Source organism: Streptomyces sp. NPDC029164 (genome assembly GCF_055563995.1).
The window spans coordinates 124,019-135,081 of sequence record NZ_JBVHWW010000009.1 but is presented as its reverse complement, the minus strand read 5'-3'; the positions used below and the strand labels follow the sequence as shown (position 1 = coordinate 135,081).

Sequence of the window (11,063 nt, the reverse complement as noted above, 5' to 3'; positions counted from 1 at the left end):
CTACCAGGCGCTGCCGGGCCCCCCTAGGGTGGGCGGCATGGGTGGCAGCATGCGGAGCGGGCAGAGCGGCGCGAGCGGATCGAGCCGGACCGGCGGACCGGGCCGCACGCGGGTCCACGTCGTGAGCGACGTGCACGGCAACACCGAGGCCCTCGCCCGTGCGGGAGAGGGGGCCGACGCCCTGATCTGCCTCGGCGACCTCGTCCTCTTCCTCGACTACGCCGACCACTCGCGCGGGATCTTCCCCGACCTGTTCGGCGTCGAGAACGCCGACCGGATCGTCGAGCTGCGCACCGCGCGCCGGTTCGAGGAGGCCCACGCCTTCGGGCGGCGGCTGTGGGCCGGGCTGGACCGGGACCGGCTGATCGAGGGCGCGGTGCGCCGCCAGTACGCAGAGATGTTCGCCGCCTTCCCGAACCCGACGTACGCCACCTACGGCAATGTCGACATCCCGGGTCTGTGGCCGGAATACGCCGACCGTGACGGCCTGACCGTGCTCGACGGCCAGCGGGTGGAGATCGGCGGCCGCGTCTTCGGCTTCGTCGGCGGCGGGCTGCCCTCGCCGATGCGGACCCCGTACGAGGTCGGCGTCGAGGAGTACGCGGCCAAGGTGGAGGCGCTCGGCGAGGTGGACGTGCTGTGCTCCCACATCCCGCCGGAGGTGCCCGAGCTCTGCTACGACACCGTCGCGCGCCGGTTCGAACGCGGCAGCGAGGCCCTGCTGGCCGCCATCCGCCGCACCCGCCCCCGGTACGCCCTCTTCGGGCACGTGCACCAGCCGCTGGCGCGGCGGATGCGGATCGGGGCCACGGAGTGCGTGAACGTCGGCCACTTCGCCGCGACGGGCCGGCCGTGGGTGCTGGAATGGTGACCGGAGGCCGGTTCACGACGGCCTCCCACGGGCCGGGGGAGGCCCTGGAGTGGCGGAGTCCGCACGCGCGGTAGCCTTCACGCGGCGGCCGGAGGCCGCACACATCCTCGAAACACTCCACGGAGGAGCGACCGCGATGGCGGAACACACCAGCTCAAGCATCACGATCGAGGCTGCGCCCAGCGACGTGATGGCCGTGATCGCCGACTTCGCCCGCTACCCCGAATGGACCGGCGAGGTGAAGGAGGCCGAGGTGCTGGCCACCGACGCCGACGGGCGCGCCGAGAAGGTCCGCCTGCTGCTCGACGCCGGCGCGATCAAGGACGACCACACCCTCGCCTATACCTGGAAGGGCACGGACGAGGTCAGCTGGACCCTGGACAAGTCCCAGATGCTGCGCCAGCTGGACGGCTCGTACCGGCTGGCCCCGGTGGACGGTGGCAAGCGTACCGAGGTCACCTACCAGCTGACCGTGGACGTCAAGATCCCCATGCTCGGCATGATCAAGCGCAAGGCGGAGAAGGTCATCATCGACCGGGCGCTGGCGGGCCTGAAGAAGCGCGTCGAATCCGTCTGAGCACCCGTAGCAACCCGGCAGTAGGCACCCGCACATGCACACCTTGCTGATCACCGGCCCCGGCGGGGCCGGGCGGACCACCGTGGCCGCGGCCACCGCCCTCGCCGCGGCCCGCCACGGGCGGCGGGTGCTGCTGCTGTCCGGCGACGTCGGCGACCCGCGCGCCGCCCTCACCGGGGAGGAACCCGTCCCCGGTCTGCGGGTGGCCCGGGTCGACTCCGGCGAGGAGTTCCGCGAGGAGCTCGTCGCCCTGCAGGAGCGCGGATCCGCGCTCCTCGCGATGGTCGGCGCCCGCCCGCTCGGGGCCGAGGAGCTCACCGAGCTGCCCGGCGCCGAGCAGTTCGCCCTGCTGCGCGCCCTGCGGCGGGCCGCCGCCGCACCCGGCACCGACCTCGTCGTCGTCGACATGCCCCCGCTCCACCAGGCCCTCTCCACCCTGGCCCTGCCCGCCCAGCTGCGCCGCTACCTCACCCGGCTGCTCCCCGCGGAGAAGCAGGCCGCCCGCGCCCTGCGGCCCGTACTGGCCCAGCTCGCCGGCGTGCCCATGCCCGCGCAGTGGCTCTACGAGGCCGCCGCCCGCTGGGACGAGGAGCTCGCCGCCGTCCAGGCCGTCGTCGAGGCCGACACCACCGAACTGCGCCTGGTCGCCGAACCGGGACCGGCCGCCGCCGACGCGCTGCGGATCGGACGGCTCGGGCTCGCCCTCCAGCAGCTGCCCGTCCGCGACCTCGTCGCCAACCGGATGGTGCCGCAGGGCTCGGCCGACCCCTGGCTCGCCGGGCTCGCCGCCCAGCAGGAGAAGTACGCCGCCGAGTGGGCCGGGGAGAACCCCGTCGTCCCGCTCGCCCACCTCGGCCGGGACCCGCGCGGCCCGCAGGACCTGGACCGGCTCGCCGCCGCGGACGGGCTCCTGCCCGCGCCGCCCGCGCCTCGCCGGGCCTGGGCCGTCGAGGACCGGCTCGCCGCGGACGGGGTGCTCGTCTGGGTGGTGCCGCTGCCCGGCGCGCACAAGCGCGACCTCGACCTCGTACGCCGCGGCGACGAGCTGCTGCTCACGGCCGGCCCGTACCGCAGGACCGTTTCGCTCCCCGCGGCGCTGCGCCGCTGCACCGTCTCCGGCGCCGCCCTGGCCGCGGGCGAGCTCCGCATCCGCTTCACCCCCGACCCGGGGCTGTGGCCGCGCGCGCGGTGAACGGCGTACCCCCGTTCGGGTACCGTCGAAGGTAGCCCGTACCGCACGCCCAGCAGCCGCCGCAGGAGAGTCCGCCATGAGCGAGGCCACCGACCGCCCCACCGACGACGACGCCTGGGCCAAGGCCTGTGCCGAGGACCTCGCCGCCGAGAAGGAGCGCATGCGAGGCCAGGACCGGGCCGGCTCGGCCGGCACCGGAACCGCCGCCGAGGAGCTGTTCAAGCTGTTCGAAGCCGTCGCCGACAAGGTCTCCGGGCTGAACAACCCGCTGTTCGGCGTGGCCGCCCAGGGCGCGGTGCGCCAGATCGTCGACCAGGCCAAGACCGCGGCCAAGCCCGTCATCGCGCGCAACCCCGAGGTCTTCGACCACCTCGCGGCCGCCGGCTCCGAGCTCCTCGCCGCCTACCGCTCGGCCGTCGAGGGCCACGAGCGCCGCTGGACCCAGGACACCCCTCCCGCGCCGCGCCGGGAGCGCGACCCCCGCGACGACGGCCCCGACGCGGGCCCGGCCGAGCGGATCGATCTCGACTGAGGGCCCGCCGCCCTCGGGTACCGTTGGCCGTGGCGGGGTTTGACCGGAAACCGAGGGACTAATGGGACTCACCATCGGCGTCGACATCGGCGGCACGAAGATCGCGGCCGGCGTGGTCGACGAAGAGGGCACGATCCTTGAGACGTACAAGGTGCCCACCCCGCCGACCGCGGACGGAGTGACGGAGGCCATCTGCGCCGCCGTCTCCGAGGTCAGCAGCAACCACACCATCGACGCCGTCGGCATCGGCGCCGCCGGATACGTGGACGACAAGCGCGCGACCGTACTCTTCGCGCCGAACATCAACTGGCGCCACGAGCCGCTCAAGGACAAGGTCGAGCAGCGCATCGGCCTGCCCGTCGTCGTCGAGAACGACGCGAACTGCGCCGCCTGGGGCGAGTACCGCTTCGGCGCCGGCCAGGGCCACGACGACGTCATCTGCATCACGCTGGGCACCGGCCTGGGCGGCGGCATCATCATCGGCAACAAGCTGCGCCGCGGACGCTTCGGCGTCGCCGCCGAGTTCGGCCACATCCGGGTCGTCCCGGACGGCCTGCTGTGCGGCTGCGGCAGCCAGGGCTGCTGGGAGCAGTACGCCTCCGGGCGCGCCCTCGTCCGGTACGCGAAGCAGCGCGCCAACGCCACCCCCGAGAACGCGACGGTCCTCCTCGCGCTCGGCGACGGCACCCCCGACGGCATCGAGGGCAAGCACATCAGCGAGGCCGCCCGACAGGGCGACCTGGTGGCCATCGACGCCTTCCGCGAGCTGGCCCGCTGGGCCGGCGCCGGCCTCGCCGATCTGGCCTCGCTCTTCGACCCGTCGGCCTTCATCGTCGGCGGCGGGGTCTCCGACGAGGGCGACCTCGTCCTCGACCCGATCCGCAAGTCCTTCAAGCGCTGGCTGGTCGGCGGCGCCTGGCGACCGCACGCACAGGTGCTCGCCGCACAGCTCGGCGGCAAGGCCGGCCTCGTCGGCGCGGCGGACCTCGCCCGCCAGGGCTGACGCGCCGGGGGCCGACGCGCCTTCCATCCGTCCCGCCCGCCGCGCCCCTTGGGGGAGCGGCGGGCGGCTGCGTATCTTGCGGTGCATGGACCAGTTGCTGCCCTCGCTGCCGAAGTCCCGTACGGAGCCCGACGGTTCTGCCGTGATCCGGGTACTCAGCTACAACATCCGCTCGCTGCGCGACGACGAGGAGGCGCTGGCCCGGGTCATCCGGGCGTGCGAACCCGACCTCGTCTTCGTCCAGGAGGCGCCGCGCTTCTTCCGCTGGCGCAAACACGCGGCGCGACTCGCCGCGAAGTGTGACCTGGTGGTGCTCAGCGGGGGCGGGACGGCGGCAGGGCCGCTGCTGCTGTGCTCGCTGCGGGTCTTCGTGGAGCGGACGGAGGACGTCCTGCTGCCGCGCACCCCCGGCCTGCACCGGAGGGGCTTCGCCACGGCGGTGGTCCGCGTCGGCGCCGCCCGGGCGGGGCTGGTCAGCGCGCACCTGTCCCTGGACCGGGCGGAGCGGGTCGCCCAGGCGGCGCTGCTGCTGGACCGCGCCGCGGCGATGGACGTTCCCCACGTGATCGCCGCGGGCGACGTGAACGAGGCCCCGGGCGGTCCGGCCTTCGCCCGCCTCGCGGGAACGCTGCAGGACTGCTGGTCGGTGGCCCCCTGGGGCGAGGAAGGAACCTTCCCGGTGTCCGCACCGGACCGCCGCATCGACGCGGTGTTCGCCACGCAGGGGGTGGAGGTGCTGGGCTGTGGCGTGCCGGTGGGACTGCCCGGGGTGACCCCCGGGGACCTGATGGCGGCCACGGACCACCTCCCGGTCCTGGCGGCCCTCCACCTGCCGGCTGCGCCGAACGCCGGAGGGGCTGGAGAATCCAGCCCCTCCGGCGTTTGAGGAGCGGGGTCTGGGGCGGAGCCCCAGGGCCTGGGCGGAGCCCAGGGCCGAACGGTCAGACCACGGCTCCGCGGCCGGGGTCGTCGTCCTCGTCGTCGTCGTGCTGCATGCGTGCGACCAGCGTCGCGAACCCGCCCAGGAAGCCGCCGATGCCGAGCGTCGTCAGCCACCACGTCATGTCCCACTGCAGCAGCACCGCGAGCAGCAGCAGCACCGGCCCGCCGGCCACCGCGAGCCACGCGAACTTCGACGTCGTGTCCGCCGGCGGCAGCTCCGGCTCCGGCTGGACGAAGTGGCCCTCGTCCGCCGGGGTCAGGTCGTCCTCCCGCGGTTCCGCCAGCGAGTGGTCCCGGGGGCCCGCCATGCCCACGCCCGGGGCGAAGACCACCGAGCTGCCCAGCCCCGCGGCCGGCGGCTCGGGCTCGGGCTTCGGGTCGGCCTTCGGCTCGGGCTTCGGCTCAGGCCCCGCCTCCGGCTCGGCCGGCAGCGGCCTGACGTCCTCCTCCGGCAGGAGGAGGTTCTCGATCGGCTTGAACGGCCGGGCCCCCGGCGGGTCCGGCGGCTCCTGCCCGTACCCGGCGACGATCGCCGCCCATGCCGCTTCCTCGTCCAGCGGCGGGACTCCGCCCGACTGCTCCTCGTGCTCAGCCACCGGCCTCCGCCCCCTCCCTGCCCACGCTCTCCGCCAGTCGGCCGACGAACGCACAGCTGTCCGCGAAGATCCGCTCCGCGTCATGGTCCAACGTCGCGACGTGGTAGCTCTGTTCCAGGAGGGTCTCGGTGACGTCCGTGGAGGAGACCCGGGCGAGGATCCGCGCGGAGTCGACGGGCGGTACGACGTGGTCCTGCGGGCTGTGCAGCAGCAGCAGCGGCTGCGTGACCTGCGGCAGGTCGGCGTCCACGAGCTGCAGGAACTTCCGCAGCGAGTGCGCGGCCCGGGTCGGGACGCGGTCGTAGCCGACCTCCTCCGAGCCCGGCTTCGCGATGTCACTGGCGATGCCAGGCGTCGACCGGATGAAGTGCTTGGCCACCGGAAGGGCGACGGCCAGCGGGTCGTGCACCTTGTTCGCCGGATTGACGAGCACGATGCCGCTGATGGCGTCCCCGTGCTTGGCGGCCAGCCGCAGGGTCAGCGCGCCGCCCATCGACAGCCCGAAGACGAACACCTGCTCGCACCGGTCCAGCAGTTCCCGCAGGGCGCGGTCGACCTCCGCGTACCAGTCCTGCCAGCCCGTGAGCTGCATGTCCTGCCAGCGCGTCCCGTGTCCGGGCAGCAGCGGCAGCGACACCGTGAGTCCCTGCCCGGCGAGATACTCGGCCCAGGGGCGCAGCGACTGCGGGGAACCGGTGAAGCCGTGGCAGAGGAGGACGCCGACCTCTCCGCCCTCGTGGCGGAACGGCTCGGCTCCAGGGAGGACGGGCACCAGGGTCTCCTTGATCATGATGTACGTCGGGTGGGTGCGTTGCTCTGTGTGACTTCACCGTACGCGACCGGGGTGGCACCGGCCAGGGTCGTCGGGCCGCTGCCGCGGGAGCCAGGGGATATGGTCTGTTCGACAGACACAGGAAGGCTTTCGAGTTGATCTACGGCGCAATGAAGTTCTCCATCGGCGGTTCGCTGAAGCTCGCCTTCAGGCCGTGGGTGGAGGGCCTCGAGAACATTCCCGCCGAGGGGCCGGCGATCCTCGCGAGCAACCACCTGTCCTTCTCCGACTCGTTCTTCCTCCCGGCGGTGCTGGACCGGAAGGTCACCTTCATCGCGAAGGCGGAGTACTTCACCTCCCCGGGCGTCAAGGGCAAGCTGACGGCCGCCTTCTTCAAGGGCGTCGGCCAGCTTCCGGTGGACCGCTCCGGTGCGCGCGGGGCCGGCGAGGCCGCGATCAAGAGCGGCATCGAGGTCATCGAGCGGGGGGAGCTGTTCGGTATTTACCCCGAGGGCACGCGTTCACCCGACGGACGCCTGTACCGCGGCAAGCCCGGCGGGCTGGCGCGGGTGGCGCTGGCCACCGGCGCACCCGTGATCCCCGTGGCGATGATCGACACCGAGAAGATCCAGCCGCCCGGCAAGGTGGTGCCCAAGCTGATGCGCCCGGGCATCCGGATCGGCAAGCCGCTGGACTTCAGCCGGTACCACGGCATGGACGGCGACCGCTTCATCCTGCGCTCGGTGACCGACGAGGTCATGTACGAGATCATGAAGCTCTCCGGCCAGGAGTACGTCGACATCTACGCGACGGCGGCCAAGCGCCAGATCGCCGATGCGGAGAAGGCCGAGAAGGCGGAGAAGGCGGAGAAGACCGGCAAGGCCGAGAAGGCCGACGGCAAGCCGGAGTAGGTCGGGCGGTACCGCCCGCAAGGGGTGGGGGAGATGGCGAAACGCGAACGCGTCGTACGCATGTCGGTCGAGCAGCCGCTTTGGCGTGCCCTGACGGTCTACCGGCTGCTGACGATGGTCTACGCGGTGCTGCTGTTCGCCTCCGCCTACAAGCGGTACCCGCACCCCTGGATCGCGGCCGGCTACCTCGCCTTCCTCGCCGTCTGGACCCTGGCCACCACCTCGAAGGTGGCCAACGCCGCCAGCTGCACCAAGGGCTTCCTCGTCGCCGACCTCACCGTCGCCATCGTCGGGATCGGGCTGACCCCGCTCGCCGACACCCACGAGCGGATCACCGGGGGCGGTCCCACCCTCCCCACGATCTGGACCGGGGGCGCGGTCCTCGGGTTCGCCATCAAGGGCGGCTGGCGCTGGGCCTGCTTCGCCTCCACCTTCGTGGCCGCGGCCACCATCCTCATCCACAGCGGCCAGCCCACCCGGGACGCCCTGCACAACGTGCTGCTCGTCTGGGTCTCCTCCGTGGCCATCGGCTACGTCGTCGAGGTCGCCCGGGCCAGTGAGAACACCCTCGCCCGCGCCCTGGAGATCGAGGCCGCCACCCGCGAGCGCGAGCGCCTCGCCCGCGACATCCACGACGGGGTCCTCCAGGTCCTCGCCATGGTCCAGCGGCGCGGCGCCGAGGTGGGCGGGGAGGCCGCCGAGCTGGGCCGGATGGCGGGAGAGCAGGAGGTGGCGCTGCGCACGCTGGTCACCACCGGTCTGGCGCACCCCTCCCGGGTCTCCTCCGACGAGTCGCGCGGCGCGCTGGTGGACACGTACGAGGTGGACGAGCCGGGCGCCGACGACGGCGAGCTGGACCTGCGCACGCTCCTCGCCCCGCACGCCGGGTCCCGGGTGAGCTTCGCCGAGCCGGGCACCCCGGTGCCGCTGCCGGTACCCGCGGCGAAGGAGCTGGCCGCGGCGGTCGGCGCCGCCCTCGACAACGTGCGCAAGCACGCGGGCGAGGGGGCCAGGGCCTGGATCCTGGTCGAGGACTGGGGCGACGAGGTGATCGTGACCGTCCGCGACGACGGCCCGGGCATCCCGGCCGGCCGGCTCGACCAGGCGGAGGGCGAGGGCCGGATGGGCGTGGCCCTGTCGATCCGGGGCCGACTGCGCGACCTCGGCGGCAGCGCCGATCTGGTGTCCGTCCCCGGACAGGGCACCGAAGTGGAACTGAAAGTACCGAGGGGGAGGACCCAATGAGCACGAAGGAACCGCACGAGATCAGGGTGATGGTCGTCGACGACCACCCGATGTGGCGGGACGCGGTCGCCCGCGACCTGGCCGCCGCCGGCTTCGACGTCGTGGCGACCGCAGGCGACGGCCCCGAAGCGGTACGCCGGGCCCGCGCCGTCACCCCCGACGTCCTGGTCCTCGACCTCAACCTGCCCGGCATGCCGGGCGTGCAGGTCTGCAAGGAACTGGTCGGCGCCCACCCCGCGCTGCGCGTCCTGGTGCTGTCCGCCAGCGGTGAGCACGCGGACGTCCTGGAGGCGGTGAAGTCCGGCGCGACCGGCTACCTGCTGAAGTCCGCCGGCGCCCAGGAGCTGATCGACGCGGTCCGCCGCACCGCGGCCGGAGACCCGGTCTTCACCCCTGGCCTGGCCGGTCTGGTGCTCGGCGAGTACCGGCGCCTCGCCACCGACCCGGTGCCGACCGCCTCCGACGAGCCGAAGGCGCCGCAACTGACGGACCGCGAGACCGAGGTGCTGCGCCTGGTGGCCAAGGGGCTCTCGTACAAGCAGATCGCGGAGCGGCTGGTCATCTCCCACCGCACCGTGCAGAACCACGTGCAGAACACCCTGGGCAAGCTGCAGTTGCACAACCGCGTGGAGCTGGTCCGGTACGCCATAGAGCGGGGCCTCGACGACGCGTAGGCACCCCGATCACCGGGCGTCGATCGTACTTTCGTCCTCGTACGAGTGAACGGGCGTACGCAACGCCCCGCGATTCCACCGGAATTGACCCCTTCAGGACCCTTGCTGTGACCTGCGTCACCACTAGCGTGACCGTCATGGCGAAGGGAGATGCAATGAAGGTCGGAGTGCTGACCGGTGGCGGAGACTGCCCCGGGCTCAACGCGGTGATCAGGGCCGTCGTCCGCAAGGGCACCCAGGAGTACGGCTGCGAGTTCGTCGGGTTCAAGGACGGCTGGCGGGGCGCGGTCGAGGGGAGGACAGTCCCGCTCGACATCCCCGCCGTCCGCGGCATCCTGCCCCGCGGCGGCACCATCCTCGGCTCCTCGCGCACCAACCCGTTCAAGACGGAGAACGGGGTGCGCGACATCAAGGACAACCTCGCCAAGTACGAGGTGGACGCGCTCGTCGCGATCGGCGGCGAGGACACCCTCGGGGTCGCCGCCAAGCTGTACGAGGAGTACGGCATCCCCTGCGTCGGCGTGCCCAAGACGATCGACAACGACCTGTCCGCCACCGACTACACCTTCGGCTTCGACACCGCCGTCGGCATCGCGACCGAGGCGATCGACAGGCTGCACACCACGGCGGAGTCGCACATGCGGGTGCTCGTCGTCGAGGTCATGGGCCGGCACGCCGGCTGGATCGCCCTGCACTCGGGCCTCGCGGGCGGCGCCAACGTCATCCTCATCCCGGAGCAGCGCTTCGACATGGACGAGGTGTGCGCCTGGGTGACCTCCCGCTTCAAGGCGAGCTACGCCCCTATCGTCGTGGTCGCCGAGGGCGCGATGCCCAAGGACGGGGACCTGGTGCTGAAGGACGCCACCAAGGACTCCTTCGGGCACGTCCGGCTGTCGGGCGTGGGCGAGTGGCTGGCCAAGGAGATCGAGGCGCGGACCGGCAAGGAGGCCCGTACGACCGTGCTCGGGCACATCCAGCGGGGCGGCACGCCCAGCGCCTTCGACCGGTGGCTGGCGACCCGCTTCGGCCTGCACGCGATCGACGCCGTGCACGACGGGGACTTCGGAAAGATGGTCGCGCTCAAGGGAACGGACATCGTCCGGGTGCCGATCGCGGAGGCGACGGCGCGGCTGAAGACGGTGGACCCCGCGCTCTACAAGGAGGTGGGGGTCTTCTTCGGCTGAGCCGCCGGGCGTTCGCGCACCATGGGTCGTATCGTGACGACGGCCCATGGTCCGGCGTACGGGAGTCCACGTGGAGCCGGCTCGGCCTGACGGTGAGCCGGCGAGACATGCGCGGCCGCACGGTGGGCGTGCTCGGCACCGGCAGGATCGGGGAGGCGTTCACCCGGATCGCGCACGGCTTCGGCACGAACCTGCTGGGCTGGGACGCGGCGCCGAACCCGGCGTGCGTGGAGCTCGGCATGAAGTACGTGGACAAGGAGGAGCTGTTCGCGTCCTCGGACCTGATCAGCCTGCACGTGCCGCTGCTGGGGGCCACGCGCCGCATCGTCGACGCGGCGGCGCTGGAGCTGATGCGGGACGACGCGATCCTGATCAACTCCAGCCGCGGCGGGCTGATCGACACCGACGCGCTGGTCGCGCAGCTGCGGGCGGGCCGGTTCGCCGGCGTCGGCCTCGACGTCTACGAGGCCGAGGCCGGCGTCTTCATCCTGGACAAGTCCCTGGAGGCCGTCGAGGACTACCTGGCGGGCCGCCGCTCCGAGAACACCCTCGTGCCGTCCTGAC

General features: G+C 72.7%; 12 protein-coding genes and 1 pseudogene. 11 read left to right on the top strand and 2 right to left on the bottom strand.

The window, feature by feature from the left end; all coding sequences use genetic code 11:
* Positions 1–49: 49 nt before the first annotated feature.
* From ACZ4VT_RS11420 to ACZ4VT_RS11395, 6 genes are all read left to right on the top strand, one after another.
* Entirely contained in the window at positions 50–871 is an 822-nt protein-coding gene (locus ACZ4VT_RS11420; RefSeq protein WP_467948678.1) for a metallophosphoesterase family protein, read from the top strand.
* Between the two features lie 136 nt (positions 872–1,007).
* Positions 1,008–1,448, top strand: coding sequence for an SRPBCC family protein (locus ACZ4VT_RS11415; protein WP_362810771.1), 441 nt, complete (start codon positions 1,008–1,010; stop codon positions 1,446–1,448).
* Between the two features lie 34 nt (positions 1,449–1,482).
* Positions 1,483–2,640 carry an ArsA family ATPase gene (locus ACZ4VT_RS11410; protein ID WP_467948574.1) on the top strand — a complete coding sequence of 386 codons (1,158 nt, stop codon included), beginning with the start codon at positions 1,483–1,485 and terminating at the stop codon, positions 2,638–2,640.
* A 76-nt stretch (positions 2,641–2,716) separates the two neighbouring features.
* Positions 2,717–3,172 (top strand): DUF5304 domain-containing protein, encoded by a 456-nt coding sequence (locus tag ACZ4VT_RS11405; RefSeq protein ID WP_467948572.1) that lies wholly within the window; start codon positions 2,717–2,719, stop codon positions 3,170–3,172.
* Positions 3,173–3,233: 61 nt separating this feature from the next.
* On the top strand, positions 3,234–4,175 hold the full coding sequence (locus ACZ4VT_RS11400) for an ROK family glucokinase (protein ID WP_362810763.1): 942 nt from the start codon (positions 3,234–3,236) through the stop codon (positions 4,173–4,175).
* An 85-nt stretch (positions 4,176–4,260) separates the two neighbouring features.
* A complete protein-coding gene (locus tag ACZ4VT_RS11395; RefSeq protein WP_467948570.1) occupies positions 4,261–5,061 on the top strand; it encodes an endonuclease/exonuclease/phosphatase family protein in 801 nt (266 codons plus the stop codon).
* 55 nt (positions 5,062–5,116) lie between these two features.
* Here ACZ4VT_RS11395 and ACZ4VT_RS11390 read toward each other — a convergent pair whose 3' ends face one another.
* Together ACZ4VT_RS11390 and ACZ4VT_RS11385 are read right to left on the bottom strand one after the other, a co-directional pair.
* On the bottom strand, positions 5,117–5,713 hold the full coding sequence (locus tag ACZ4VT_RS11390) for a hypothetical protein (RefSeq protein WP_467948568.1): 597 nt from the start codon (positions 5,711–5,713) through the stop codon (positions 5,117–5,119).
* Entirely contained in the window at positions 5,706–6,485 is a 780-nt protein-coding gene (locus ACZ4VT_RS11385) for an alpha/beta hydrolase (RefSeq protein WP_467948566.1), read from the bottom strand. The genes ACZ4VT_RS11390 and ACZ4VT_RS11385 overlap by 8 nt, the downstream gene beginning before the upstream one ends.
* Positions 6,486–6,655: 170 nt before the next feature.
* On the opposite strand from ACZ4VT_RS11385, the gene ACZ4VT_RS11380 reads away from it, so the two are divergent.
* From ACZ4VT_RS11380 to ACZ4VT_RS11360, 5 genes and pseudogenes are all read left to right on the top strand, one after another.
* Positions 6,656–7,396: a lysophospholipid acyltransferase family protein gene (locus ACZ4VT_RS11380; RefSeq protein WP_467948676.1), complete on the top strand. Its 741-nt coding sequence runs from the start codon at positions 6,656–6,658 to the stop codon at positions 7,394–7,396.
* Positions 7,397–7,429: 33 nt separating this feature from the next.
* Positions 7,430–8,641, top strand: a complete 1,212-nt coding sequence (gene macS, locus ACZ4VT_RS11375; protein WP_362810754.1) for a MacS family sensor histidine kinase — start codon at positions 7,430–7,432, stop codon at positions 8,639–8,641.
* The gene (locus ACZ4VT_RS11370) at positions 8,638–9,315 is read left to right on the top strand and encodes a response regulator transcription factor (RefSeq protein ID WP_327413537.1); all 678 of its coding nucleotides are present in this window, start codon (positions 8,638–8,640) and stop codon (positions 9,313–9,315) included. The genes macS and ACZ4VT_RS11370 overlap by 4 nt, the downstream gene beginning before the upstream one ends.
* A gap of 137 nt (positions 9,316–9,452) precedes the next feature.
* A pseudogene (locus tag ACZ4VT_RS11365) lies at positions 9,453–10,421 on the top strand (6-phosphofructokinase); the annotation flags it as partial.
* Entirely contained in the window at positions 10,322–11,062 is a 741-nt protein-coding gene (locus tag ACZ4VT_RS11360) for an NAD(P)-dependent oxidoreductase (protein ID WP_467948563.1), read from the top strand. The pseudogene ACZ4VT_RS11365 and the gene ACZ4VT_RS11360, both read left to right, overlap by 100 nt.
* The last annotated feature ends 1 nt before the right edge of the window (position 11,063 follow it).

Bases quoted from the DNA above. Each gene is read 5' to 3' on its own strand.
- ACZ4VT_RS11420 (WP_467948678.1), top strand. From the start codon at position 50: ATGCGGAGCGGGCAGAGCGGCGCGAGCGGATCGAGCCGGACCGGCGGA.
- ACZ4VT_RS11395 (WP_467948570.1), top strand. From the start codon at position 4,261: ATGGACCAGTTGCTGCCCTCGCTGCCGAAGTCCCGTACGGAGCCCGAC.
- ACZ4VT_RS11415 (WP_362810771.1), top strand. From the start codon at position 1,008: ATGGCGGAACACACCAGCTCAAGCATCACGATCGAGGCTGCGCCCAGC.
- macS (WP_362810754.1), top strand. From the start codon at position 7,430: ATGGCGAAACGCGAACGCGTCGTACGCATGTCGGTCGAGCAGCCGCTT.
- ACZ4VT_RS11370 (WP_327413537.1), top strand. From the start codon at position 8,638: ATGAGCACGAAGGAACCGCACGAGATCAGGGTGATGGTCGTCGACGAC.
- ACZ4VT_RS11400 (WP_362810763.1), top strand. From the start codon at position 3,234: ATGGGACTCACCATCGGCGTCGACATCGGCGGCACGAAGATCGCGGCC.
- ACZ4VT_RS11405 (WP_467948572.1), top strand. From the start codon at position 2,717: ATGAGCGAGGCCACCGACCGCCCCACCGACGACGACGCCTGGGCCAAG.
- ACZ4VT_RS11410 (WP_467948574.1), top strand. From the start codon at position 1,483: ATGCACACCTTGCTGATCACCGGCCCCGGCGGGGCCGGGCGGACCACC.
- ACZ4VT_RS11380 (WP_467948676.1), top strand. From the start codon at position 6,656: ATGAAGTTCTCCATCGGCGGTTCGCTGAAGCTCGCCTTCAGGCCGTGG.